At 69.2% G+C, this 26,407-nt stretch carries 20 protein-coding genes; 11 read left to right on the top strand and 9 right to left on the bottom strand.

From position 1 onward, the window contains the following. The first annotated feature begins 23 nt into the window (after window positions 1-23). Window positions 24-371, top strand: coding sequence for a nitrite reductase small subunit NirD (nirD, locus tag ACTJLD_RS30765; RefSeq protein ID WP_175863302.1), 348 nt, complete (start codon window positions 24-26; stop codon window positions 369-371). A 16-nt stretch (window positions 372-387) separates the two neighbouring features. Further along, window positions 388-4,575, top strand: coding sequence for a molybdopterin-dependent oxidoreductase (locus ACTJLD_RS30760; protein ID WP_440660496.1), 4,188 nt, complete (start codon window positions 388-390; stop codon window positions 4,573-4,575). 202 nt (window positions 4,576-4,777) lie between these two features. On the opposite strand, the gene ACTJLD_RS30755 is transcribed toward ACTJLD_RS30760, so the two are convergent. After that, window positions 4,778-5,554 carry an SDR family oxidoreductase gene (locus ACTJLD_RS30755; RefSeq protein WP_060371885.1) on the bottom strand — a complete coding sequence of 259 codons (777 nt, stop codon included), beginning with the start codon at window positions 5,552-5,554 and terminating at the stop codon, window positions 4,778-4,780. 5 nt (window positions 5,555-5,559) lie between these two features. Continuing rightward, window positions 5,560-5,997: a GlcG/HbpS family heme-binding protein gene (locus tag ACTJLD_RS30750; RefSeq protein WP_440660494.1), complete on the bottom strand. Its 438-nt coding sequence runs from the start codon at window positions 5,995-5,997 to the stop codon at window positions 5,560-5,562. Window positions 5,998-6,093: 96 nt separating this feature from the next. Between ACTJLD_RS30750 and ACTJLD_RS30745 the strand changes: the two genes are divergently transcribed. The 4 genes from ACTJLD_RS30745 to ACTJLD_RS30730 all read left to right on the top strand — a co-directional run bounded on the left by ACTJLD_RS30745 (window position 6,094) and on the right by ACTJLD_RS30730 (window position 11,822). After that, on the top strand, window positions 6,094-7,008 hold the full coding sequence (locus ACTJLD_RS30745; protein ID WP_081072598.1) for a LysR family transcriptional regulator: 915 nt from the start codon (window positions 6,094-6,096) through the stop codon (window positions 7,006-7,008). Between the two features lie 79 nt (window positions 7,009-7,087). Then, window positions 7,088-7,522, top strand: a complete 435-nt coding sequence (locus ACTJLD_RS30740; protein WP_021162920.1) for a hypothetical protein — start codon at window positions 7,088-7,090, stop codon at window positions 7,520-7,522. A 428-nt stretch (window positions 7,523-7,950) separates the two neighbouring features. Beyond that, complete coding sequence (mprF, locus tag ACTJLD_RS30735) at window positions 7,951-10,545, top strand: bifunctional lysylphosphatidylglycerol flippase/synthetase MprF (RefSeq protein ID WP_440660491.1); 2,595 nt, start codon at window positions 7,951-7,953, stop codon at window positions 10,543-10,545. Beyond that, window positions 10,542-11,822: a virulence factor family protein gene (locus ACTJLD_RS30730; protein WP_059697369.1), complete on the top strand. Its 1,281-nt coding sequence runs from the start codon at window positions 10,542-10,544 to the stop codon at window positions 11,820-11,822. The genes mprF and ACTJLD_RS30730 overlap by 4 nt, the downstream gene beginning before the upstream one ends. A 78-nt stretch (window positions 11,823-11,900) precedes the next feature. Here ACTJLD_RS30730 and ACTJLD_RS30725 read toward each other — a convergent pair whose 3' ends face one another. From ACTJLD_RS30725 to uxuA, 6 genes are all read right to left on the bottom strand, one after another. Further along, window positions 11,901-12,332, bottom strand: coding sequence for a DUF934 domain-containing protein (locus ACTJLD_RS30725; RefSeq protein ID WP_027791797.1), 432 nt, complete (start codon window positions 12,330-12,332; stop codon window positions 11,901-11,903). Next, window positions 12,329-14,113 (bottom strand): nitrite/sulfite reductase, encoded by a 1,785-nt coding sequence (locus ACTJLD_RS30720; RefSeq protein WP_440660489.1) that lies wholly within the window; start codon window positions 14,111-14,113, stop codon window positions 12,329-12,331. Before ACTJLD_RS30720 ends, ACTJLD_RS30725 begins: the two co-directional genes overlap by 4 nt. A 217-nt stretch (window positions 14,114-14,330) precedes the next feature. After that, a complete protein-coding gene (locus tag ACTJLD_RS30715; protein ID WP_027791795.1) occupies window positions 14,331-14,726 on the bottom strand; it encodes a hypothetical protein in 396 nt (131 codons plus the stop codon). 92 nt (window positions 14,727-14,818) lie between these two features. Further along, the gene (locus ACTJLD_RS30710) at window positions 14,819-16,252 is read right to left on the bottom strand and encodes a PLP-dependent aminotransferase family protein (protein ID WP_440660487.1); all 1,434 of its coding nucleotides are present in this window, start codon (window positions 16,250-16,252) and stop codon (window positions 14,819-14,821) included. Between the two features lie 129 nt (window positions 16,253-16,381). Then, complete coding sequence (locus ACTJLD_RS30705) at window positions 16,382-17,692, bottom strand: MFS transporter (RefSeq protein ID WP_321882065.1); 1,311 nt, start codon at window positions 17,690-17,692, stop codon at window positions 16,382-16,384. Window positions 17,693-17,763: 71 nt separating this feature from the next. Further along, the gene (uxuA, locus tag ACTJLD_RS30700) at window positions 17,764-18,825 is read right to left on the bottom strand and encodes a mannonate dehydratase (RefSeq protein ID WP_440660485.1); all 1,062 of its coding nucleotides are present in this window, start codon (window positions 18,823-18,825) and stop codon (window positions 17,764-17,766) included. Window positions 18,826-19,092: 267 nt separating this feature from the next. On the opposite strand from uxuA, the gene ACTJLD_RS30695 reads away from it, so the two are divergent. Continuing rightward, on the top strand, window positions 19,093-19,815 hold the full coding sequence (locus tag ACTJLD_RS30695) for a FadR/GntR family transcriptional regulator (protein WP_440660483.1): 723 nt from the start codon (window positions 19,093-19,095) through the stop codon (window positions 19,813-19,815). A 72-nt stretch (window positions 19,816-19,887) separates the two neighbouring features. On the opposite strand, the gene ACTJLD_RS30690 is transcribed toward ACTJLD_RS30695, so the two are convergent. After that, window positions 19,888-20,619, bottom strand: coding sequence for a GntR family transcriptional regulator (locus ACTJLD_RS30690; protein WP_059697363.1), 732 nt, complete (start codon window positions 20,617-20,619; stop codon window positions 19,888-19,890). Window positions 20,620-20,851: 232 nt separating this feature from the next. On the opposite strand from ACTJLD_RS30690, the gene ACTJLD_RS30685 reads away from it, so the two are divergent. Genes ACTJLD_RS30685 through ACTJLD_RS30670 form a run of 4 tightly spaced genes read left to right on the top strand, consistent with a single transcriptional unit; the run spans window position 20,852 to window position 26,371 of the window. Beyond that, window positions 20,852-22,165 (top strand): MFS transporter, encoded by a 1,314-nt coding sequence (locus ACTJLD_RS30685; protein ID WP_059683769.1) that lies wholly within the window; start codon window positions 20,852-20,854, stop codon window positions 22,163-22,165. A 32-nt stretch (window positions 22,166-22,197) separates the two neighbouring features. Beyond that, window positions 22,198-23,772 (top strand): UxaA family hydrolase, encoded by a 1,575-nt coding sequence (locus ACTJLD_RS30680; RefSeq protein WP_059683767.1) that lies wholly within the window; start codon window positions 22,198-22,200, stop codon window positions 23,770-23,772. 31 nt (window positions 23,773-23,803) lie between these two features. Next, window positions 23,804-24,736: a dihydrodipicolinate synthase family protein gene (locus ACTJLD_RS30675; RefSeq protein WP_059683765.1), complete on the top strand. Its 933-nt coding sequence runs from the start codon at window positions 23,804-23,806 to the stop codon at window positions 24,734-24,736. Between the two features lie 48 nt (window positions 24,737-24,784). Next, entirely contained in the window at window positions 24,785-26,371 is a 1,587-nt protein-coding gene (locus tag ACTJLD_RS30670; protein WP_059683764.1) for an aldehyde dehydrogenase (NADP(+)), read from the top strand. Window positions 26,372-26,407 lie beyond the last annotated feature (36 nt).

Here is a 26,407-nt window from a genome sequence, read left to right as displayed (position 1 = left end):
GTGTCTTTTCCAAGGAGCCCATCATGAACGATCGTCTGCCGCCGTCCTGGACCCGCGTGTGCGCGCTCGACGACATCGTGCCGAACACCGGCGTGTGTGCGCTCGTCAACGGCGAGCAGGTCGCGGTCTTTCACGTCGCGCATGCCGAGGAAGGCGGCGTGTTCGCGATCGGCAACGTCGATCCCGTGTCGCAGGCGGCCGTGATGTCGCGCGGGCTGATCGGCAGCCTCGGCGAGCGCGTCGTCGTCGCGTCGCCGCTGTACAAGCAGCATTTCGACCTGCGCACCGGCGAATGCCTGGAGGCACCCGAGCAGTCGGTGAGCACGTATCCGTCGCGGGTCGAGGACGGCTTCGTGTGGATCGCGGCCTGACCGCCCCGGAGCGCGCATGACCGCCACCCCCGTCAAGAGCGTGTGCCCGTACTGCGGCGTCGGCTGCGGGATGGTGCTGCACGTCGAGGAAGGCGAAGTCGTCAAGGTGTCCGGCGACGCCGACCATCCGGCCAACTTCGGGCGGCTGTGCACGAAGGGCTCGTCGGCGCACGTCGCGCTGCGCCGCTCGGGGCGGCTCGACCGCGCGTTCGTGCGCCGCGCGCGCGAGGACGACCTCGTGCCGCTGCCGGCGCGCGACGCGATCGCCGACACCGCGCGCCGCCTGCGCGCGGTGCTCGATGCGCACGGGCCGGACGCGCTGTCGTTCTACGTGTCGGGGCAGATGTCGATCGAGGCGCAATACCTCGTCAACAAGCTCGCGAAGGGTTTCGTCGGCACCCACAACATCGAGTCGAACTCGCGCCTCTGCATGGCGAGCGCGAGCACCGGCTACAAGCAGTCGCTCGGCGCGGACGGCCCGCCCGGGTCGTACCAGGACTTCGATCGCGCGAACCTGTTCTTCGTGATCGGCGCGAACATGGCCGACTGCCATCCGATCCTGTTCCTGCGGATGATGGACCGCGTGAAGGCCGGCGCGAAGCTGATCGTCGTCGATCCGCGCCGCACCGGCACCGCCGACAAGGCCGACCTGTTCCTGCAGATCCGGCCGGGCACCGATCTCGCGCTGACCAACGGGCTGCTGCACCTGCTGCATGCGAACGGCCGCACCGACGGCGCGTTCATCGACGCGTACACCGAAGGCTGGGACGCGATGCCCGCGTTCCTCGCCGACTACACGCCCGGGCGCGTGGCCGAAATCACGGGGCTCGCGGAAGCCGACCTGCGCACGGCCGCGCAATGGATCGGCGACGCGCAGGAATGGATGAGCTGCTGGACGATGGGGCTCAACCAGAGCACGCACGGCGTGTGGAACACCAACGCGATCTGCAACCTGCATCTCGCGACGGGCAGGATCTGCCGCGCCGGCAGCGGGCCGTTCTCGCTGACGGGCCAGCCGAACGCGATGGGCGGGCGCGAGATGGGCTACATGGGCCCCGGCCTGCCGGGCCAGCGCTCGGTGGCGTCCGACGACGATCGCCGTTTCGTCGAGCAGCTGTGGCGCGTGCCGGCCGGCACGCTGCGCAAGGAAACCGGCAACGGCACCGTCGACCTGTTCGAGCGGATGGCGGCCGGCGACATCAAGGCATGCTGGATCATCTGCACGAACCCGGTCGCCACGGTGCCGAACCGGCAGAACGTGATCGCCGGATTGCAGGCAGCGGAACTCGTGATTGCGCAGGACGCGTTCCTCGATACCGAGACCAACCGATACGCGGACATCCTGCTGCCCGGCGCGCTGTGGGCCGAGGGCGACGGCGTGATGATCAACTCCGAGCGCAACATGACGCTGATGCGCGCGGCGGTCGCGCCGCCGGGCGACGCGCTGCCCGACTGGCGCATCGTCGCGGAAGTCGCGCGCGCGATGGGGTTCGGCGATGCGTTCGACTATGCGTCGGCGGCCGACGTGTTCGACGAGATCGTCCGCTTCTCGAATCCGGCGACGGGCTACGACCTGCGCGGCGCGAGCCATGCGGCGCTGCGCGACGGGCCCGTGCAGTGGCCGGTCGCGCCGGGCACCGCGCGCGAGCGGCACCCGATCCGCTACCTGAACGACGGCGTGAGCCAGCCGCTGCGCCCGGCCGCCGACGGCGACGACGCGCCGCGCATCGCGTTCCCGACGCCGTCGGGCAAGGCGCGCTTCTTCGCCCGGCCGCACGTCGATCCGGCCGAATTGCCCGACGACACGTTCCCGATCGTGCTGAACACGGGGCGGCTGCAGCATCAGTGGCACACGATGACCAAGACGGGCAAGGTCGCGATGCTGAACAAGCTGAACCCGCGCCCGTTCGTCGAGCTGCATCCGGACGACGCGAGCGCGCTCGGCATTGCCGCGAAGGACAGCGTCGAGATCCGCTCGGCGCGCGGCCGCGCGGTGCTGCCGGCCGTCTTGACCGAGCGCGTGCGGCGCGGCGACTGCTTCGCGCCGATGCACTGGAACGACGTGTACGGCGATGACCTGTGCATCAACGCGGTGACGAACGACGCGATCGATCCCGAATCGCAGCAACCTGAACTGAAATACTGCGCGGTCGCGCTGCGGCGCGTCGAGACCGCTGCGTTCGCGTCCGCCGACGACCGGACGGCGCAACCCGATGCCCGCGCCGACGACGCACGGCCCGCGCCGGCGACGGTGCAGGCGACTGCTTCACAGGAATCCGACATGGCAGACATCGACACTTTCGCGGCCGCGCTCGGCGTTGCCGACTTCGCGCCGCCGCCGTTGACGGACACCGAACGGCTGTATGTGGCCGGGTTCGTCAGCGGGCTGAAGGCAAGCGCCGGCCGGCGCGAGGGCGGCGTGCCGGTGCTGCCGGCCGGCGCGCCGCTCACGCCGCCGGTGCGGTTCTGGCTCGACGGGATGCTCGCGGGGTTGTTCAGCCGCTCGCTGCCGGCGAGCTTGCCGGGCGCCGCGGCCCCCGCGCTGCCGGCCGATGCCGCCGCGTCCGGCGGCGTGCGGATCGTGCGCACGCGGCCGAAGGTCGTGCTGCTGTGGGCGTCGCAGACCGGCAACATCGAATCGTTGACCGAGGATTACGCGACGCAGCTGATGAACGCGGGCTTCGAGATCCGCACCGCGTGCATGTCCGACTATCCGGTGGCGTCGCTCGCCGGTGCGCAATACGTGCTGCTGATGACGAGCACGTTCGGCGACGGCGACGCGCCCGACAACGGCAGCGAATTCTGGGAAGCGCTGCAGGCCGGCAGCGCCGCGCGCCTCGACGGCGTGCACTTCGCGGTGCTCGCGTTCGGCGACCGCAACTACGACCAGTTCTGCGGCCATGGCCGCCGGCTCGACGCGCGGCTCGCGGAACTCGGCGCGGCACGCCTGTGCGCGCGCGTCGATTGCGACGTCGAATTCCAGCGCGATGCCGACCAGTGGCTCGAACGCGTCGTCGCGCGGATCAAGGAGGCCGATGCCGCGCTGCACGCGGTGCCGTCCGGCGGCCTGGGCCCGTCGGGGCTGCTGCCGACGAAGGCGCATCCGGCGCCGTCGAAGCTCGTCGCGAACCTGCGGCTCAACCGTCCGGGCGCGGCGAAGGACACGCGTTACGTGTCGCTGTCGACCGAAGGCGCGAACCTCGAATACGAAACCGGCGACGCGCTCGGCGTGTGGCCGACCAACTGCCCGGAACTGGTCGACGAACTGCTGTCCGTCACCGCGCTGAAGGCCGATGCACCCGTGTCGGTGGCGGGTGTCGGCGACGTGCGCCTCGGCGACGCACTCGCGCGTCATTTCGACATCACGCGCCCGCATCCGGACACGCTCGCGTTCATCGCGTCGCGCAGCGCGAACGGCGCGCTGAAGTCGCTGCTCGGCGACGACCGCAAGGGCGACCTGAAGCAATGGTTGTGGGGGCAACAACTCGCGGACGTGCTGCACGAGTTTCCGGTCGAGCTGTCGGGCAATGAGCTCGTCGGGATGCTGAAGCGCATGCAGCCGCGTCTTTATTCGATCGCGTCGAGCCCGAGCGCGCACCCGGGCGAGATCCACCTGACCGTGTCGGCCGTGCGCTATCACAACGGCCGGCGCGCGCGCAAAGGTGTCGCATCGACGTTCCTTGCCGATCGCGCGGACGACGGCCGCGTGCCCGTGTTCGTGCAGAAATCCGCGCATTTCCGGCCGCCGGTGAACGGCGACGTGCCGATCGTGATGGTCGGCCCGGGCACCGGCGTCGCGCCGTTCCGCGGTTTCCTGCACGAACGGCAGGCGCGCGGCGCGCGCGGGCGCAACTGGTTGTTCTTCGGCGAACAGCATGCGCAGACGGACTTCTACTACGGCGACGAGCTGGGCGCGATGCGCGACAGCGGTTTCCTGACGCGGCTCGATCTCGCGTTCTCGCGCGACCAGGCCGACAAGATCTACGTGCAGGACCGGATGCGCGAGCAGGGCGCCGAGCTGTTCGCGTGGCTGGAGGAAGGCGCGCACTTCTACGTGTGCGGCGACGCCGCGCGGATGGCGAAGGACGTCGATGCCGCGCTGAAGGCCGTCGTCGCCGAGCACGGCGGCATGTCGGACGAAGCCGCGAACGACTACGTCGCGCGGCTCGCGAAGGCGCGCCGCTACATGCGGGACGTGTACTGACCGCGAGCGGTACGGTGCGGCGCGACGCGGCCCGCCGGTTTGCGGGCCCGGCGCCGGGAGACGCGTCGGCCTGCGACGAGCCGCGCCGAGCCGTCCGTCGGGGAGGCCGTCGACGGCGAACGTCGCACGTCGCACGCGACAGGCCGGGCAGCGGGCACGGCGTTCCTGCATGGCATGAACCGCCGGTCGCCGCCGGTTTGCGTTACTGCTGACGCTCCCACGCGCGCGCCTGTTCGGCACGGACGAACGTTTCCGACGACCGCGGCAGCAGGTTGCGGAACGCGCCGCCGTCGCTGTCGATCACGTCGACCATTTTCGCGATCATCTCTTCCGGATCGTGCTGTTCGAGCGGGAACGTCAGCCGCTCGGGCGTTACCGTGTGGACGGCCGGATCGTGCCAGCGCCGCGTCGTTTCCATCATCCGGTCGTTGAAACCCGTGCTGTACGGGCCGGGGTTCACGACCGCGACACGGATTCCGTGCGGCGCCAGCTCCGCGTGCATCGCCTCGGCGATCGATTCGACCGCGTGCTTCGACGCGCAATAGGCGCCCGTGAACGGCCCGGTGATCAGGCCCGCGATCGACGACACGAACACGATCTTGCCGTGCCGGCGCGCGAGCATCCCGCGCGCGATGTGCTGCGTGAGTTCGAGCGGCCCGAACACGTTGACGTCGAACAGGTCGCGGACGATCCCGACCGGCAGGTCGACGAGCGCGCCGGCTTCGCCGACGCCCGCGTTGTTCACGAGCACGTCGACGTCCAGCTCGGCCGCGCGGGCGCGATCGTCGGCCGACGTGACATCGAGCTTGATGGCGCGCAGCGTGGTGCCGCGTTGCGCGGCGGCGTCCGTCAGTGCGTCGATCTCGACGGTGACGCGCACGCCGGCCGTCACGTCGTGGCCGCGTTCGGCGAGCCGCAGCGCCACTTCACGGCCGAAGCCGGTGCCTGCGCCGGTAATGAGGATGCGTTTCCGTGCCATGTTGCTTACCTTGTGGTGGGAAGGGTTGCCTGAAAGCGGTCGCGGCCGTGCCGGGCGATCGCGGTGTCTTCGTCGACGCTGCCGCCCGATACGCCGATGGCGCCGACGCAGCGTCCGCTGCCGTCGACGAGCGGTTCGCCGCCGCCGAACGTGACGAGCCCGCCGTGGCTGTGCTCGATCCCGCGCAGCGGCCCGTCGCCCGACATCGCACCGAGCGCGCCGGTCGATATGCGGAAGCGGACCGCCGTCAGCGCCTTGCGCTGCGCGAGATCGATCGCGCCGAGGAAGCAGTCGTCGGTGCCCGCGAACGCGAGCAGGTTCGCGCCGGCATCGACGATTGCGATGGCGACGCCGGCGACCTGCAGCGACGCGGCATGCGCGAGTGCGGATTCGATCGTACGGCGGGCGGCTGCGAGCGGTAGCGCGGCGGTGAGCGGGTCCATGCGAGGCTCCGGTGGGACGACAGGCCCCAGTGTAGGCAGGTGCGGTATATGGGAGAATCCGCATTCCGCTCGAAAGAGTTTCAAGTTTTTCTAATGATGAGCCGACGCGATCCGATGGCCGGGCTGCACGTGTTCATGACGGTCGCGACGGCCGGCAACTTCACGCGGGCGGCCGCCGCGCTCGGCCTGACGCCGGCTGCCGTCAGCCTCGCGATCGGGCAGCTCGAGGGCGAGCTGAACGTGAAGCTGTTCAATCGCAGCACGCGCGGCGTGAGCCTGACGGAAGCCGGGCAGCACTACTGGCGGCAGACGGAGCCCGCGTACCGGCAGGTCGTGCACGCGCGCGACGCGCTGAGGGATGCGCGCAGCGAGCCGAGCGGCGTGTTGCGCGTCACCGCGCTGCCGCTGGCGCGCACGCTCGTGATCGCGCCGGTGCTGGCCGTATTCCGCGAGCGTTATCCGAAAGTGAGGCTCGAGATCCGCTACGAGAACGAGCTCGTCGACATCGCGAAGGACGGGTTCGATGCGGGGATTCGCCTCGCCGACCGGCTGCAGCCGGGGACGATCGGCGTGCGGATCGCGCCGGCGCTTTCGTGTGCGCTGGTCGCGTCGCCCGGTTATCTGGCGCGGTACGGCACGCCGGCGTCGATCGCGGCGCTCGAACGTCATGCATGTATCCGCTTCAGGTTTTCGGAGAGCGGGCGGCTGCACAAATGGCTGCTGCACGACGGGCGCCGCGATGTCGATCTCGATCCGGAAGGCGTATTCGTGACGAACGATGCCGATGCGGTGATCGACGCGGCGCGTGCCGGTGTCGGGATCGCTTTTGCGTTCATGCGCGAGCGCATCGAACAGGACTTGCGCGACGGCACGCTCGTCGAGGTGTTGCCGGGCGCGTGCCGGACGCTGCCGCCGATGTGGCTGTATTACGTGAATCGCAAGCACGTGCCGGCGAAGCTGCGCGCATTCATCGACGTGCTGCGGGAGCGCGACGGCGCAAGCGCGGCGTAAGCGTTGCGCCGGCTGCCTGCGTCGATTTGCCCGGCAGCGCATGATGGCGGCTCCAGCCACGAAACGATGGAGTCGCGTCATGACGGTATCTCTTCATTTTCCGGTTCGTACTTTGGCCATTGCCGCGGCGCTGGTGGCGGCCGTGACCTGCAGCGCGCCGGCCATCGGCCAGACATCGACCGTACCCGCTGGTTCGGCTGCGGCGACGCCCGACAATGCGGTGCTGCTCACCGTCTTCCTGAAACACGATCAGTCGCGTCCGCTCGCCGAGCTGAACGCGCAATTGGCGAAGCAGGGGTTCTACAAGGCGTTTCCGCCGCCGGGCGTCGAAGTGGTGAGCTGGACCGTGACGATGGGGATCGGGCAGATCGTCGTGCTGCGGTTGCCGGCATCGCGGGTGCGCGAGGTCAATCGGGTGCTCGAAGATACGGCGTGGGGTGCGTATCGGACGGAGTTCTACCCGACTTACGACTACAAGGCGATCGGGTTGGGGGAGCATGAACGGGCGAAGTGACCGTACGCCGTACGATTCCGTAACGGCGCAAAGCGGGTGCGAGCGCACCGAATCAACCTGTCCCCATTCCTGAAACGCCCCGCGCCATCATGTTTTCGTCCTCGCCTTTCGCGCTCCGCCCGGCAGATTTCTCCCAAATGCATCACAAGTCATTCATCCGATGAAAAATCCCCGCCGGTTCCCGGTATGATGCGCACCTTGCGTTTGTCGAACGCACTATTTTTGATGCGATTTTGATGGGCGAGGCCCCACAAAACCGCACAATCCGAAGCTGAAAGATTCTGTAATATAAATTCCGTATACTCGTAAGTTCTGATCCAGGCGCCGCCTGCCATTTCCTTCGGCCGACCGCCCACGCAGAACAACCAGATACGTCGCCGCCTGGCCGTCTTGCGCCGCGACACGCTATGCACCACCACTGAACATCTATGTCTTCCCGCCACTCTGGTTCGCCCGGCCGCGCCGCGGCGGTGATCGCCCGTGTCCGGGCGCTGATCCGCAACGAGCGTGTGCTGTCGCCGCTGCTCGCGCTCGGCATCGGCCTGCTGCTGATCGTGGTTTTCCAGCACCTGTCGGAATCCGTCGACTACCGGTCGGTGATCCGCGAGTTGCGTCACATGTCCGTCGGCGAGTGGGGCGCATCGCTGGCCGCGACGGCCCTCAGTTATCTCGCGCTCGTCGCCCGCGATGCGGTCGGCCTGCGTTATGTCGCCGCGAAAGTGCCGCGTGTCGCGTTGTGGATCGGCGCGATCGCCGGGTCCGCGCTCGGTAACGCGACCGGCTTCGGCGCACTGACGGGCGGCGCAGTCCGCGCACGCGTGTACGGCGTGTCGGGCGTCACGCCCGCGCAGATCGGCCGGATGACGGTGTTCACGAGCGGCACGCTGGCGCTCGCCATGGTGTTGATGACGGCGGTCGGCATGGTCTGCGTGCCGAAGGCGCTCGCCGCGATGCTGCACGTCGCGCCCGGCGTGCTGACGTGGACCGGCGCCGCGCTGCTCGTGGTGCTGGCCGCGATGGTCGCGATGTGCGGCAGCACGGCGCGCCCGGTCGTCACGCGTTTCAAGTGGCTGTCGTTCGACGTGCCGGCGCGGCGCGATCTCGTCGCGCAGGTCGTCTATGCGATCCTCGACGTCGTCGCCGCGGGCCTGACGCTGTGGGTGCTGCTGCCGGCCGCGCCGGTCGGCTTCCCGACCTTCATCACGGTGTATGCGGCCGCGCTGCTGCTCGGGATGATCGGCCATACGCCGGGCGGGATCGGCGTGTTCGAAGCCGCGATGGTCTTCACGCTCGGTCGCGAAGTGCCCCCGCACGCGATGGTCGCCGCGCTCATCGCGTATCGCGCAATCTATTTCGGCGTGCCGCTCGTGCTGTCGGCCGGCCTGCTGGCCGGTTTCGAGGGCCGCGCGCTGCGCCGCCGGCTCGTCACGCGGCAGGCCGTGCGCGTGTCGCAGCTCGCGCCGGTGTTCCTGAGCCTCGTGACGTTCGCGGTCGGTAGCATGCTGGTGATCTCGAGCGCGACGCCCGCGTTCTGGCACCGGATCGCGATCCTGCGCCACCTCGTGCCGCTGTGGGTGCTCGAAGGCTCGCAGGTGATCTGCAGCGTGCTCGGCGTCGCGCTGCTGTTCGTCGCGCGCGGGCTGCTGCGCCGCCTCGACGGTGCGTGGTGGATGACCTTCGCGCTGACGCTCGCAAGCCTCGCGCTGTCGCTCGCGAAAGGCCTCGCGTTCGTCGAGGCCGGCGTGCTTGGCACGCTGCTGGTGCTGCTGCTCGTCAGCCGCCGCCGTTTCAACCGCCATTCGTCGCTGCTCGCGGAGCGCTTCACGGTGAGCTGGTTCGTGTCGGTGGCGATGGTGCTGATGCTGGCCGTGTGGGTGCTGTTCTTCGCGTTCCGCGACGTGCCGTACACGCGCGAGCTCTGGTCGCATTTCTCGTTCGACGCGCGTGCGCCGCGTGCGCTGCGCGCGACGCTCGCAGCCGGCGTGTTCGTCGCGCTGTTCGCGCTGTGGCAACTGCTGCGCCCGGCGCCCGGCCGTTTCGTGAAGCCCGCGGCGCAGGACTTGTCGGATGCCGAACGGATCATCCGCGCGCAGGAATGCAGCGATGCGGGCCTCGCGCTGATGGGCGACAAGTCGTTCCTGTTCTCCGAATCGCGCCAGGCGTTCCTGATGTACGCGAAGTACGGCCGCACGTGGGCCGCGCTGCACGACCCGGTCGGGCCGCGCGAGGAATGGCCTGCGCTGATCGGCAAGTTCATCGCGCTCGCGCACGCGCACAGCGGTCGTGCGGCGTTCTACCAGGTGCGCGCCAACGCGCTGCCGCTGTATCTCGACGCGGGGCTCACGCTGATGAAGCTCGGCGAGGAAGCGCATATCGCGCTCGACCAGTTCGACCTGAAGGGTTCGAACCGGTCGCACCTGCGCTACGCGCTGCGCCGCGGCGACAAGGATGCGCTGACGGTCGAGGTGATCGCACCGCCCGACGTGCCGGCCACGCTGCCGGCCTTGCGCGACATCTCCGATGGCTGGCTCGACAGCCGCGACGCGCGTGAGAAGAGCTTCTCGGTAGCGGCGTTCCACGACGGCTATCTGGCGACGCAGTCGGTGATGCTCGTGCGGCAGGCCGACAAGCCGATCGCGTTCGTCACGTTCATGACGACCGACCTCAACACCGAGGCGACGGTCGGCGTGATGCGCCACCTGCCGGACGCATCGCCGTACGCGATGGAATATCTGTTTACGCAGCTCGCGCTGCATCTGAAGGAAGCGGGCTTCCGCAAGCTGAGCCTGGGCATCGCGCCGTTCTCGGGGATGGGGGCGGCGAAGATGCCGTCGCCGTGGCACCGGGTCGGCCTGATGGTCTGGCGCTTCGGCGGCCGCTTCTACAACTTCCGCGGCTTGCGCGCATTCAAGAGCAAGTTCGAACCGCACTGGGAGCCGCGTTATCTCGCGGCCTCGGGCTCGGTCGGCGTGTTCGTCACGCTCGCGGACCTGTCATTGCTGGCTGGAGGTCGGCGTTCATGATGTTGAAGAAGGGAATCGCGCGGGCGGCAGCCGCCTGCGCGGGAATGATGCTGGCCGGCGCCGCGTGCGCCACGCAGCCGGCCGCGGTGAAAGCCGAAACCGTATCGGGCGGCCGCTACGGGCCCGTCACCGTGACCAAGCCCGGCGGGCCGCTGCGCGGCTTCGTCGTGCTGTTCTCGCGCGAGGCCGGCTGGAGTGCGGCCGACCAGCAGGCCGCCGATGCGCTCGCGAAAGCCGGTGCGATGACGGTCGGCGTCGATTCGGAGCGTTACGCGACGAATCTCGCCGCGAAGCAGGAGACCTGCCACCACCTCGACGGCGACGCCGAAGCGGTCAGTCACCAGCTCGAACGCCTCGCGCAATCGTCGCGCTATTTCACGCCGATCGTCGCGGGCGTGGGCCAGGGCGGCGCGATCGCGAAGCAGATCCTGTCGATGGCGCCGGAGAACACGATCGCCGGCGTCGTATCGGTCGGTCCGGCGGCCAGGCTCGATCCGCGCTTCAAGCCGTGCCCGCCCGATCCGACGATCGTGCGCCGCGCGATGCCGGGTTTCGTCGAAACGGCGGCCGCGGGCGATTCCGCGAAGCTCGTGTCGCTCGTCACGTCGCACCTGCGGGACACCACCAGCAGCGACGAACTCGACGTGTCGGATCTGCCGCTCGTCGAGCTGCCGGCCAAGGGCGGCAACGGCCAGCTCGCGATCGTGATCTCGGGCGACGGCGGCTGGCGGGATCTCGACAAGACGATCGCCGAGGCGCTGCAGCGCGACGGCGTGTCGGTGGTCGGCATCGACAGCCTGCGCTATTTCTGGAGCGAGAAGCCGCCGGCGCAGGTGAGCCGCGATCTCGCGCGCGTGATGCGCACCTACATGGCGCGCTGGCATGCGAATCGCGTGGCGCTGGTCGGCTACTCGTTCGGTGCCGACGTGATGCCGTTCGCGTACAACCGGCTGCCGGCCGACCTGCGCGACAAGGTCGCCGTGATGTCGCTGCTCGGCTTCGCGCCGGCCGCCGATTTCCAGATCCGCGTGACGGGCTGGCTCGGCATGCCCGCGAGCGACAAGGCGCTGAAGGTCGCGCCGGAAATCGCGAAGGTGCCGCCGCAGCTCGTGCAGTGCTTCTATGGCGCGGAGGAGAAGGACACGATGTGTCCGGCGCTTGTGAACACGGGCGCCGACGTGATCAAGACGCAGGGCGATCACCACTTCGGCCGCGACTACATCGCGCTCGAGAAGAAGATTCTCGGCGCGTTCGGCAAGCCGGTGGCGGCGCGCTGAACGCCGGCGCCCGCTTCGCGGCGGGCGCCGGCCGGACCTTTCCGGTTCTTCGTACGGGCGGCCAGCGTGCCGCCCGTTTCATTTTGCGGCGGGCGTTGCCGCGTTCTGCTGCGGCATCGCCGTTCTCGCATCGTGCTGATAGAAGCCCGGGAACCGGTCGAGCTGCCGCCGCGCGGCCGTGATGTCCGTGCCGTCGCCGAGCACCGCGCTCGAAAACCCGGTGCGCTCCATCAGCAGCAACTGGTCGACCAGCACCTCGCCGGTCGCGCGCAGGTCGCCGGCGAAGCCGTAGCGCTTGCGCAGCAGGTAGGCCTGGCTGTATGCACGGCCATCGGTGAACGACGGAAACTGCAGGTCGATGCGCGCGGCCTGCGCGATTTGCGCGGCAAGCGGCGGCAGTTCCTCGTCGTTGCCGATCGTCAGCGTCGCGGCGTCGTGCCGCTGCGTATCGGCGGCATGTTCGACCGGCGTCAGCAGCCGGATGCGTTCGGTCGGGTGTTCTGGCTTCATGCGGGCTCCACCTGATGGCGCGCGTTGTTCGCCGCGGCCTTGAAGGGTTCCGTGCCGATGCGGCGGACGGTGTCGATGAACCGTTCGCTGCGGCCGTCGCTGTCGATCCGCGCGTCGAGGTACGCGTTGACGATCGCTTCGACGACATCGACGATCTCGTCCGCCGAAAACGACGGGCCGATCACCTTGCCCGGCCGCGCCGGGCCGCTCGCGGTCGAGCCGTCCGAGCCGCCGAGTGTGACCTGGTACCACTCGGCGCCGTCCTTGTCGACGCCGAGGATGCCGAGGTGGCCGCTGTGATGATGGCCGCACGAGTTGATGCAGCCGCTGATGTGCAGGTCGATGTCGCCGACGTCGTGCAGCATGTCGAGATCCTGGAAGCGCTCGGCGATCGCGTCGGCGATCGGGATCGAGCGTGCGTTCGCCAGCGCGCAGAAGTCACCGCCGGGGCACGCGATCATGTCCGTCAGGAGTCCGACGTTCGCGCTGGCAAGCCCGATCGCGCGGGCGTTTTCCCACAGCGGGAACAGGTCGTCGACATGCACCCACGGCAGCACGACGTTCTGCGTGTGCGTGACGCGCGCCTCGCCGGCCGAGAAGCGGTCGGCGAGATCGGCGAGCGCATCGAGCTGGTCCGGCGATGCGTCGCCCGGTGCCTGCAGGCGGCGCTTGAACGACAGCGTGACGATGCGCAGCGCCGGGTCGCGGTGATCGGCGACATTGCGTGCAAGCCAGCGCGCGAAGGCCGGATGGTGTGCCGCCTGGGCCGACACGCGCAGGTTCGCGTCGCGCAGGCTGACCGTGCGCGGCTTGAGGCACGGTGCGACGAACGACGCGGCGACGCGGTCGAACTCGACCTGGGCGATCGTGTGCAGCCCGCCGTCGTGTTCGACGATCTGGCGGAACTCTTCCTCGACGTCGTCGATGTAGCGTTGCCCCTCGGTCTTCACGAGGATCTTGATGCGCGCCTTGTACTTGTTGTCGCGCCGTCCGTAGCGGTTGTACACGCGGACGATCGCCTCGATGTAGTTCATCACGTGCTGCCAGGGCAGGAACGCGCGCAGCAGCGTCGCGATCGTCGGCGTACGGCCCATCCCGCCGCCCACGCTCACGCGAAAGCCGAGTGCGCCCGTATCGTCGCGCACGAGCTTGAGGCCGACGTCGTGCCAGTCGGTCGCGGCACGATCCTCGGCCGCCCCGGTGATCGCGATCTTGAACTTGCGCGGCAGGAACGCGAATTCGGGGTGCAGCGTCGTCCACTGGCGCATCACCTCGGCGAACGGGCGCGGATCGGCGATCTCGTCCGGCGCGACGCCGGCGCGCTCGTCGCACGAAATATTGCGGATGCAGTTGCCGCTCGTCTGGATGCCGTGCATGTCGACGGTCGCGAGCAGGTCCATCACGTCGGCTGCCCTGGCGAGCGGAATCCAGTTGAACTGCACGTTGGTGCGCGTCGTGAAATGCGCGCTGCGGGTCGGCAGGCGCAGCGTGCCGAGCAGGGCCTGCGCGTCGCATGCGGCGCGGTAGGTGGCGTCGTCGGGCACATCGTATTCGCGCGCGATCCGCGCGAGCACGCGCAGCTGCGCGCTGGACAGTTCGCCATAGGGCACGGCCACGCGCAGCATCGGCGCGTGGCGCTGCACGTACCAGCCGTTCTGCAGGCGCAGCGGCCGGAACGCGTCTTCGCTCAGCGTGCCGAGCTGCCAGCGCTCGAGCTGGTCGCGAAACTGGGCGGCGCGGCTGTGCACGAGCGCCCGGTCGAAAACGGTATATCGATACATGACGTGATACGCGAGAGGAGCCACGGCACGATGCGCACGGCTCGGGAGGGCGTTGCGACGGGTGTCAGGCAACCGGAGACAGCGTAGGGAACGCGGGGCGGCGGGACAAGCAGCAGATCGGGACGAAAAGGGCGCAGCAGATGGCCGGCGAGAGGCCGGCGAGATGCCGGTGCAGGCCGGCGCGGGCCGGGCATGCGTGCATGCCCGTGACGGGTGCTTACGCGTCGGCGTCGACGACGAGCGCCGGATCGAGCGCGCGGATGCGCTGGTCGATGAAGTAGCCGCCGCCTTCCTGGTAGCGCAGGAACAGCCGGCCGCACGCGCGGCAGCGGCTCACGGTGCAGCGGTTGTACGGGAAGTGGCGCAGTGCGATCGGCGCGTCGTCCGACGCGTAGCGCGTGCCGGCCGGATGATATTCGGCGTAGGTCGGCTCAGCCTCGCCCGGCGGCGTGAGCGTGGCGACTTCGGTCAGTTGCGCGTCCTGCAGCGACAGCGGCAAGGTCGTCCATCCGGCGAGCGGCGTTTTCGTGCAGGTGCACGGCTGCGTGACGTGCGCTGCTTCGGTGGCCAGTTTCAACAGCGCGTCGTGATCGAGGTAGGGCAGTTGACTCATGGGAAATCATGAAGAGGCGGCGGGATCAGCACTGTAACCCGCGCACGGGTTGCGTGCATGGCGCGTGACGCAGGCGGCGCACCGTGTGCGCTTCAATCGCCCTTGCGGACCGACGGCTGCGCGACCAGCTCGCCGAGCACGCGGATCGCGCGTTCGATGTCGCGGCTCCACGGATGGCCGAAGTTCACGCGCACGCAACGTTCGAAGCCGTGCGCGGCCGAAAACAGCGGCCCCGGCGCGAAACTGATCCCGCGTGCGATCGCCTGGCGATGCAGCTCCATCGCGTCGATCGCGTCGGGAAACGCGAGCCACAGAAAATAGCCGCCTTCGGGCCGCACCCACTCGACGCCGGCCGGCAGCCAGCGGCGCAGCGCGTCGTCCATCCGGTCGAGCTGCGTGTGCAGCGCGCCGCGCAGCTTGCGCAAGTGCCGGTCGTAGCCGCCGTGCTCGAGATAGTTCGCGATGCCGGCCTGCGCGGGAATGCTGGCCGACAGCGTCGTCATCAGCTTGAGCCGCTGCACCTTCTCCGCGAACCGGCCGGCGGCGGCCCAGCCGATCCGGTAGCCGGGCGCGAGCGTCTTCGAGAACGAGCTGCAGTGCATCACGAGTCCGTGCCGATCGAACGCGCGCGCGGGCAGCGGGTAGTCGGGGCCGAAATGCAGCTCGCCGTATACGTCGTCCTCGATCAGCGGCACGTCGCGCGCGGCGAGCAATTCGACGAGCGCACGCTTTTTTTCGGTGGACAGCGTGACCCCGGTCGGATTCTGGAAATTGGTCATGAACCAGCACGCGCGAATGTCGTGCCGGTCGAGCGCGTTCGCGAGCGCATCGAGATCGAGGCCCGTGCGCGGATCGACGGGAATCTCGACCGCGCGCAGGTCGAGCCGTTCGATCGCCTGCAGCGCCGCATAGAAGCCGGGCGCTTCGACGGCCACGACGTCGCCGGGCCGCGTGACGGCCATCAGGCACAGGTTCAGCGCCTCGAGCGCGCCGTTCGTGACGACGATCTCGTCGATGGGCTGCGAGATGCCCGTCGCGAGATAGCGCCGGGCGATCTGCTGGCGCAGCGCCTCGTTGCCGGGCGGCAGGTCGACGACCGTGCTCCACGGGCTGACGAGCCGCGTGGCCTGCGCGAGCGATTTCGCGAGGCGCGGCAACGGAAACAGTTGAGGCGACGGGAATGCGGAGCCGAGCGGCACGATGCCGGGCTGCGTGGCCGCGTCGAGGACGGAGAACACGAGACTGCTGATGTCGACCTTGCGCGTGGCGCCGGCCCGTTTCGCGCGGCGGGTGGGCGACGGGCCCGCCTCCGGCGTCGCGCCCGGCGCGACGTAGTAGCCCGAGCGTTCGCGCGCACGGATCAGCCCCCACTGTTCGAGCAGGTAGTACGCGCGAAACACCGTCGACTGGCTCACGCCGTGCTGCGCGATGATCTGCCGCAGCGACGGCAGCCGCGTGCCGACGGCGAGGTTGCCGTTGCGGATGTCGTCGGCGATCGTATGGGCGAGGGTTTCGTAGCGTTTCATCGGCGAGGGTGGCGCGCGCCGTCGCCGCGCGCGGGCCGGACTGGCGCCGCGCCGGCGGGCGCGGCTCATTGTCCGATGCGCGGCCCGAAAAGGAAAGTGCACGCGTGCCGGCCGCGCGTTCTCGCCGCGTCAGGCCGCGTTCGGCTCCACGTTCCGCCGGTTCGCACCGCCGCGCAGCGGCGGCAGCGGCTCGACCTTGCCGACGATGAACAGGTACGACAGCGCGCCGACCACGCACAACGCACCGGCCACCGCGAGCGGCACGACGAACGAGCCCTTCGTGATCGACAGCATCACGCCCGTGAACGTCGTGATGAAGATCCCCGCGAGATTGCCCGCGAAATTCTGGATGCCGCCGAGCGACGCGACATGCGCCGGCGTCGGCGCGACTTCGCCGACGAGCGTCCATACGTTGGCGCCCGCGAACGACAGGCTGGCATACGCGAGCGCGAACAGCGCAAGGCACGCCCAGACGTTCTCGACAAAGGCCGACAGCGCGATCGACGAAGACAGCAGCATCCCGAGCACGAGGCAGGTCTTGCGCGCGGCGGTCGCGCTCCAGCCGCGGCGGAACAGGCTGTCCGACACGTAGCCGCCGAGCCAGCCGCCCGGAATCGCGAGCAGCGCGGGCAGCATGCCCCACGTGCCGAGCGACGCGAGCGAGAAGCCGCGCGACTGCAGCAGGTAGCTCGGGAACCACGTGATGAAGAAGTAGATCGCGAAGTTCAGGCAGAACAGGCCGATCATCATGCCCCACACGGTGCGATAGCGGAACAGGTCGAGCCACGACACCTTCGGGCCGTCGGTTGCGGCCGCAACGGCCGGTGCGCCGCGCTGCGCGAGCAGGGCATCGACGGCATCGGGCGCGATCGCGCGATAGCGTTCCGGGTCGCGATAGACGAACCACCACGCCAGCGCCCACACGATGCCGATGCCGCCCGTGATCACGAACGACCCGCGCCAGCCGACGATCGAGATCAGCCACGCGACGAGCGGCAGCGACAGCGCGGAGCCGACGCGCGAGCCGCTGTCGAAGATGCTGCTCGCGAGTCCGCGTTCGCTGCGCGGGAACCAGTTGAACGCGACCTTCGCGAACGACGGGATCGCAGCCGCTTCGCCGACGCCGAGCATCAGCCGCACGCCAACCAGTTGCGCAAGGCCGCGCGCGGCGCCCGTCGCGACGGTGAACGCCGACCACCAGCCCACGGCCAGCGCGAGGCTCACGCGCACGCCGACCTTGTCGATGAACCAGCCGGCCGGCAGTTGCAGGAACGCGTAGGTCCAGAAGAACGCGCTCAGCACGAGCCCCATGCCGACCGCGTCGAGGCCGAGCTCGGCGCGGATGCTGGGTGCGGCGATCGCGAGGTTTGCGCGGTCGATGAAGTTGATGACGTTGGCCAGGAAGCACATCAGGATCATGGCCCATCGGATGCGTGGCATGGGGTGTCTCCGCGCGGAATGTCGTGACGGGCGACCGGCGATCCGCTGCGCCGGCCGCCTCGATGGGCGGGTTATTGCGACGCTTGCGGCGCGCGGTCGTACTTCGCCAGCGCTTCCCACAGGCCGTTCAGGTAGACCGCGCCGAGCGCGCGGTCGTAGAGGCCATAACCGGGCTTGCCCGTCTCGCCCCAGATCATCCGGCCGTGGTCGGGGCGCACGTATCCGGTGAAGCCGGTGTCGTGGTACGCCTTCACGATTGCGGCGATGTCAAGCGAGCCGCAGCTCGACAGGTGTGCGGTTTCCTCGAAATCGCCGTTCGCATCGACCTTCACGTTGCGGATGTGCGCGAAATGGATGCGGCCCATCGCGCCGAACTCGCGCACGAGCGCTTCGACATCGTTCTGCGGGCCCGCGCCGAGCGAGCCCGAGCACAGCGTCAGCCCGTTTGCGGGCGTGTCGACGATGCGCACGATCCGCGCGAGATCGTCGCGGTTCTTCACGATGCGCGGCAGCCCGAAGATCGGGCGCGGCGGATCGTCGGGGTGGATCGCCATCTTCACGCCGGCTTCCTCGGCCGCGGGGATGATCGCCTTCAGGAAGTATTCGAGGTTCGCCCACAGCGCGTTTTCGTCGACTTCGCGATAGTCGGCGAGCAGCGCCTGCAGTTGTTCGGGCCGGTAGCTCGAATCCCAGCCGGGTAGCGCGATGCCGTCGTTCGGATCGATCCGGTCGACCGATGCGGTGCTGAACGCGAGGCAGGTCGAGCCGTCGTCGAGCGTCTTCGACAGCTCGGTGCGCGTCCAGTCGAAGACGGGCATGAAGTTGTAGCAGATGACGCGGACACCGGCCGCGCCGAGATGGCGAATCGTCTGACGGTAGTTGTCGATCAGGCGGTCGCGGCCCGGCTTGCCGAGCTTGATGTCCTCGTGCACCGGCACCGATTCGACGACTTCGAACTGCAGGCCGGCGCGTTCGATCGTCGCCTTCAGCGCGTCGATCTTGTGCGCGGGCCAGACTTCGCCCACCGGTTCGTCGTAGATCGCCGACACGATATGCGTGACGCCCGGGATCTGGCGGATGTATTGCAGCGAGACCGGATCGGACTCGCCGTACCAACGGAAAGACATCTTCACTGGAGCGGCTCCTGGCTGGCGGTTGATGCATCGGGCGGACGGGCGGCGGCGTGCCGGCCCGTCTCCGGTGTGCGGATTATGATTGGTATGCCAGTTATGCGGGATAGTGGTTTACCAGTTGTCGGGATCGCAACCGGCGGCATGACGCTTCTCCGCGCACCCTGGCGCGTCGGCCAATACGTCGAACCGGACGCGGGCCGAAATTGGTGTACCATTTTGCCGATCCGGCGTCGCGACGGTGCCGGCCAGCCTGTTGCGAGCCTTTCGATGACCGATCTTTCCAGCCAGCCAGCCAGCCGCGATGCCGATGCCGCGGACCGCTCCTATATCGGCCTCGCGCGGCAGATTCACGCGATGGTGGCTGCCGGTGCGTTCGAGGCCGGCGCGCGGCTGCCGTCCGAGCGCAGCCTGGCCGACCAGTTCGGCGTGAGCCGCACGCAGGTGCGCGAGGCGATCATCGCGCTCGAAGTGCAGGGGATCGTCGAGGTGCGGATCGGTTCGGGCATCTACGTGTCGGCGGCCGATGCCGCGCGGCCGGTGACGTTCGAGGTGCCGCGCGGCCCGGGGCCGATCGAGACGCTGCGCGCGCGCGGGCTGATCGAGGCGGAGGTTGCCGCGCTCGCGGCGACCGAGCGCAAGGATGCCGATCTCGATCGCCTGTTTTTCTCGCTGACGACGATGCGCGAGCAGATGGACGACAAGGCTGCATACGACGCGGCCGATCGCCAGTTCCACCTGCGGATCGCGGAATCGACCGGCAACACGGTGCTGCTGCACATGGTCACCGCGATGTGGGACTGCGCGCGCAGCGATCCGCTGTGGGACAAGATCGAGGAGCACTTTCACTCGACCGCGCTGCGCGAGGCGTCGCAGCAGGATCACCAGCGGATCTTCGCGGCGATCATGGCGCGCGATGCGGGAGGGGCCCGCGACGCGATGCGCGCGCACCTGTCGCGCGTGATCGCGGAGTTCACGCAAGCGTGGCGCTAGCGCGCCGGCAGCAGGCGAGCGGTGCGACAGGCCCGCTGCCGCGGGCCGCGTTTCAGGCCGCCGCTACCACCATCAAAGCCCTTCGAACAACGCGACATGCTCGTCATACGCGCGCTGCTGCCGTGCGTACGCATCGTCGAGATGCTCGTGTAGTGCGCGCTCGGCCGCATCGGCGTCGTGCCGCTCGAGCGCGTCGAGCACTTTCTGATGCTGCGCAAGCGTGACCTCGCCGACGATCGGATCGCGCACGGTCACGTGCCGCACACGGTCGATCGGCGCGCGCACGATCTCGACGAGCTGCTGCACGCGCGGTAGCCGGGCGGCCGCGCTGACGGTTGCATGAAACGCGTTGTCGCACGCGATCGCCGCGACCGCGTTGCCGCGTTCGATCGCGCGCCGGTGCGCATCCTGGATGTCGTGGAGCTGTTCGAGCTCGCGCGCGCTGATGACTTCGGCCGCGCGGCGGATCGCGGCCGTTTCCAGCACCTTGCGGATCAGCGCGCTCTCGACGAACTGCTCGCGCTTCACGGGCGCGACGAAGGTGCCCGATTGCGCGGCGATCAGCACGAGCTCCTCGCGTGCAAGCTGCAGCAGCGCCTCGCGCACGGGCGTGCGCGACACGCCGAGCGCCTCCGCGATCGCGCGCTCGTAGATCACGTCGTTCGGAAGCAGCGTCATCGTCACGATCGCGTCGCGCAACAGCGCGTGAATCTGCACGGACAGGGCCTGCGAGCGGTCCAGCGTGAATTCGGCTGGGATCAGGCGGGCGATGAAGGTGTCCTGGGTGGTGCGTTCTGACTTCATGAATGGGCTAGAGGGTGGCAGGCGACCGGCGTCCTCGGTGGGTGCCGGTCGATCAGTATATTAGTGCGCATACCGATTTCGGCGGATCGGTGGCGGATTCTCGATCGATCGATTCCGGGGTTTACCCCCGTATCGGCACCGGAAGGTATCTCTATAATCGCCAACTAATATATTAGTTGGCCAACGCTTCGAAGAAAGCGTGACCGGCGACCCATTCCCACTGGAGACACGTATGCACCTCGAAGACTCAGCCGGACCCCGCCCGACGGCCCATGCCTCGACCGCCGCGCCGACGGCCGTGCGCTGGCGGATTTTCTGGCTGCTGTTGTTGCTGTCGTCGATCAACTACATCGACCGCGCGTCGCTGTCCGTCGCGCTGCCGATCATCTCGACCGAATTCAGCCTGTCGCCCGCGATGGAAGGCGTGCTGCTCAGCGCGTTCTTCTGGACGTACGCGCTGATGCAGATCCCGAGCGGGCTGCTGGTCGACCGCTTCAAGGCGCGCACCATCGTCGGCCTCGCGACGATCGGCTGGGGCGCATGTCAGGCCGTCGCGGCCGCGTGCTTCAGTTGGGTGCCGCTGCTGCTGACGCGGCTCGGACTCGGCATCGCCGAATCGCCGATCATGCCGGCCGGCGCGAAGCTCGCGGGTACGTGGCTCACGCCGGCCGAGCGCGGCCGCGGCGCCGCGCTGCTCGACGGCGGCGCGCCGCTCGGCTCGGCGTGCGGTGCGATCATCATCACCGCGCTGATCGCGGGCCTCGGCTCGTGGCGGCTCGCGTTCGTCGTCGCGGGCGCGGGCACGATCGTCGTCGGCATCTTCGCGTGGTGGTACATCCGCAACCATCCGTCCGAGCATGCCGGCGTGAACGCGGCCGAGCTCGAGCACGTGACCGCGCATGCGGCCGCGGCCCGCGCGGGCGAGCCGAAGGGCAGCGTGCCGTTTCGCGAACTGCTGCGCGACCGTTCCGTGCTGTTCATGTTCGCGAGCTGGGCCTGCTACAACAGCGTGTTCTACGGGCTGATGACGTGGATGCCCAGCTACCTGCACAAGGCGCACGGCTTCGACCTCAAGCAGATGGGCGGCGCGACCTTCATCATCTTCATGTGCGGCTTCGTCGGCGAGCTGTTCGGCGGCTGGCTCGCCGACAAGTGGCGTGCGGCCGGCGGCGCGCCGAACCGCGTGATGCGCGCGATGTTCTCGGTCGCGGGCCTCGCGTCCGCCGCGGCGATCCTCGCGGTGAGCTTCGCGACGGGGCTCGTCAGCGTCGTCGTGCTGCTGTCGGTCGCGTTGTTCTTCATCCGCTGGTGCGGGATGTTCTGGGGCGTGCCGGCGGCGCTCGGCGGCCAGTCCCGGGCGGGCCTGCTCGCGGGCGCGATGAACTTCGGCGGCAACATCGTCGGCGTCATCGTGCCGATCCTGATCGGCCTCATCGTGCAGTTCACCGGCACCTATTTCCTTGCGCTGATGTTCTTCGTCGTCGCGGCATTCGGCCTGGCCGTCTGCGCGAGCCTCATCGATTACCGCGACCGGGGCCTCGACTGAAGCCCGTCGCCCGATTCAACCGGAACCGAACCATGTCGTCACTTCCCACCGAAACCCGGCAGCCGCCGGCCGCGTCGCGCACGCGCGCGATCCGGCTCGATCCCGCCGACGATGTCGTCATCGCCGTCGAGCAGCTCGTCAGCGGCACGCGCCTCGACGACGAAGGCGTGAGCGTCGCGGGGCTGATCCCGCCCGGTCACAAGATTGCGACGCGCGCGATCGACGCCGGCGCGCCCGTGCGCCGCTACGGCCAGATCATCGGCTTCGCGAGTCAGCCGATCCGGCCCGGCCAGCACGTCCACACGCACAACCTCGACATGGGCGAGTTCGCGCGCGATTACGCGTTCGGCGAAGGCACCCGCGATACCGCGTTCGTGCCCGAGGCGCAGCGCGCGACGTTCGACGGCATCGTGCGCGCCGACGGCCGGGTCGCGACGCGCAACTACATCGGCATCCTGACGTCGGTGAACTGCTCGGCGACGGTCGCGCGCGCTGTCGCCGATCATTTCCGCCGCGACATCCACCCCGACGCGCTCGCCGCGTATCCGAACGTCGACGGCGTGGTGGCGCTGACGCACGGCGTCGGCTGCGCGGTCGACCCCGACGGCGACGCCCTCGCGATCCTGCAGCGCACGCTCGGCGGCTATGCGTGCCATCCGAATTTCGCGGCCGTGCTGGTGATCGGGCTCGGTTGCGAAACCAACCAGATTCCGCGCCTGCTCGAAACCCAGGGGCTGACGGAGCACGCGCGGCTGCGCACGTTCACGATCCAGGACAGCGGCGGCACGCGCAAGACGATCGAGAAGGGCATCGCGCTCGTCGAGTCGATGCTGGCCGCCGCGAACGACGTGCGGCGCGAGCCCGTCGATGCGAGCCACCTGACGGTCGGCCTGCAATGCGGCGGCTCCGACGGCTATTCGGGCATCACCGCGAACCCCGTGCTCGGCGCGGCGGTCGACCTGCTGGTGAAGCACGGCGGCACCGCGATCCTGTCCGAAACGCCGGAGATCTACGGCGCCGAGCATTTGCTCACGCGCCGCGCGGAGTCGCGCGACGTCGGCGAGAAGCTGGTCGCGCGGATCCGCTGGTGGGAGGACTATTGCGCGCGCCATCACGCGGCGATGAACAACAACCCGTCGGCCGGCAACAAGGCGGGCGGTCTCACGACCGTGCTGGAGAAATCGCTCGGCGGCATCGCGAAGGCCGGCAGCACGAATCTCGTCGACGTCTACGAATACGCGATGCCCGTTCGCGCGAAAGGGCTCGTGTTCATGGATACGCCAGGCTACGACCCGATCTCCGCGACCGGGCAGGTCGCGGGCGGTGCGAACCTGATCTGCTTCACGACGGGGCGCGGCTCCGCATACGGCTGCGCGCCGACGCCGTCGCTGAAGCTCGCGACCAACAGCGCGCTGTGGCGGCGGCAGGCCGACGACATCGACCTGAACTGCGGCGATGTGCTCGACGGCGGCGCGCGCATCGACGCGCTCGGCGCGACGCTGTTCCGGATGATGCTCGACGCGGCGTCCGGCCACGCGACGCGCAGCGAGCTGCACGGCTACGGGCAGAACGAATTCGTGCCGTGGCAGATCGGCGCGATCACCTGATTTGAATCCTCTGCGGCAAGGAGTGCCACTGATGCAACCGAACATTTCATCCGCGCGCTTTCGTGGCGTGTTTCCCGTCGTGCCGACGATCTTCACCGACGACGGCCGTCTCGACCTCGACGGACAACGCCGCTGCGTCGACTTCATGATCGATGCGGGATCGAACGGCCTGTGCGTGCTCGCGAATTTCTCCGAGCAGTTCTCGCTCGCCGACGACGAGCGCGATGCGGTGATGCACTGTGTGCTCGAGCACGTCGCCGGCCGCGTGCCGGTGATCGTCACCACATCGCATTTCGGCACGACCGTGTGCGCGCAGCGCAGCCGCCGCGCGCAGGACGCGGGCGCCGCGATGGTGATGGTGATGCCGCCGTATCACGGTGCGACGTTTCGCGCGGGCGAGGCGGCGATCGTCGAGTTCTTCCGCAGCGTCTCCGATGCGATCGACATCCCGATCATGATCCAGGACGCGCCGGCGAGCGGCACGCACCTGCCTGCCGCGCTGCTCGCGCGGATGGCGATCGAGATTCCGAACGTGTCGTACTTCAAGATCGAGGTGCCGCAGGCGGCCGCGAAGCTGCGCGAGCTGATCGCGCTCGGCGGCGACGCGATCGTCGGGCCGTGGGACGGCGAGGAGGCGATCACGCTGATGGCCGATCTCGAAGCAGGCGCGACGGGGGCCATGACGGGCGGCGCGTATCCGGACGGGATCCGCCGGATCGTCGACGCATGGGCGGCCGGCCGTGCGGACGAAGCCGAGCGCGAGTACGGGCGCTGGCTGCCGCTCATCAATCACGAGAACCGCCAAGGCGGCATCGCGACCGCGAAGGTGCTGATGAAGGCGGGCGGCGTGATCGCGTCGGACGCCGTGCGTCATCCGCTGCCGTCGATGCATCCCGACACGCGCGCGAGCCTGCTGCGGATCGCCCGCTCGCTCGATCCGCTTGTGCTGCGCTGGGGCCGCTGAGCGCTGCGCGCGACGGCACGGTTCAACGATGTTCAACGAGGACGATTTATGCAGATTTCTGGCGCTTCCCTGATCGGTCGACGCAGCGCGGCCGGCGCCGCGGGATTCCAGGCGATCGACCCGGCGACCGGCGCGGTACTTGCCCCCGTGTTCGGCCGCGCATCGGCGCAGGACGTCGACGCAGCCTGCGTGCTGGCCGCACAGGCATTCGACGCGTATTCGCATACGTCGCTGCACGCGCGCGCGGCGTTTCTCGACACGATCGCCGAGAGGCTGCTCGCGCTCGGGGATTCACTGGTCGAGCGCTGCGTCGCGGAAAGCGGTCTGCCGCGCGCGCGCATCGAAGGCGAGCGCGCCCGCACCGTCGCGCAGCTTCGGATGTTCGCGCAGGTCGTGCGGGCGGGCGACTTTGTCGGCGTGCGCATCGATCCCGCGCAGCCGGCGCGTCAGCCGCTGCCGCGCGTCGACCTGCGCGTACAGCACGTCGCGCTGGGCCCCGTCGCCGTGTTCGGTGCGAGCAATTTCCCGCTGGCATTCTCGGTCGCGGGCGGCGACACGGCGTCGGCGCTGGCGGCCGGCTGCCCGGTGATCGTGAAGGCGCATCCCGCGCATCCGGGCACGTCGGCGCTCGTCGGTCGCGCGATTCAGCAAGCCGTGGAGGCATGTGCGATGCCGGATGGCACGTTCTCGCTGCTGTTCGACGACGGTTACGAGGTGGGTGCCGCGCTCGTGCGCGATCCACGCATCCAGGCGGTGGGCTTTACGGGCTCGCGCGGCGGCGGCGTCGCGCTGATGGCGCTCGCGGCTGCGCGACCGCAGCCGATACCCGTCTACGCGGAGATGAGCAGCGTGAATCCCGTGCTGCTGTTTGCGCATGCGCTCGACGCGCGCGCGGAGGCGATCGGCCGCGCATTTGCGGCGGCGCTGACGCTCGGCGTCGGTCAGTTCTGCACGAATCCGGGCCTGATTCTCGGCGTCGACGGCCCCGCGCTGCGGCGCTTCGAGGCCGCTGCCGCCGCCACGCTGGCCGATCTGCCCGCGGCTGCGATGCTTACGCCCGGCATTCACCGCGCGTACGACGAGGCGGTCGTGCGCCTTGGTGCGCAGGCCGGTGTCGAATTGCTTGCGCGCGGCGCGGCGGCCGATGACGGGATCCGTCATGCGGGCCGCGCGGCGCTGTTCGCGACGCAGGCCGACCGGTTCGCGCATCAGCCCGGGTTGCACGACGAAGTGTTCGGCCCCGCATCGCTCGTCGTGCGCTGCCCGGATCTCGACACGATGCATGCGCTCGTCGAGCGGCTCGACGGGCAGCTCACGACAGCGCTGCATGTCGACGACGGCGATCACGACGCGGCGCGTGCATTCATGCCGCTGCTCGAACGGCGCGCGGGGCGCATTCTCGTGAACGGCTTCGGCACGGGTGTCGAGGTCGCGCATGCGATGGTGCACGGCGGTCCGTATCCGGCGACGTCGGACGGCCGCTCGACATCGGTGGGCAGCCTCGCGATCGGCCGCTTCCTGCGCCCGGTCTGCTATCAGGACGTGCCCGATGCGCTGCTGCCCGATGCGCTGCGCGATGCGAATCCGCTGGGCGTGCCGCGCGCCATCGACGGACATCGCGATGCGCAAGCGTGACGGGCCGGTTCCCGAACCGGTGAAGCGACGACGGCG

The sequence above is a fragment of the Burkholderia sp. 22088 genome, from assembly GCF_052045915.1.
GTDB classification, from domain to species: Bacteria; Pseudomonadota; Gammaproteobacteria; order Burkholderiales; family Burkholderiaceae; genus Burkholderia; species Burkholderia cepacia.
The sequence above is the reverse complement of the archived record's forward strand: the minus strand, read 5'-3'. Positions and strand labels throughout refer to the sequence as shown.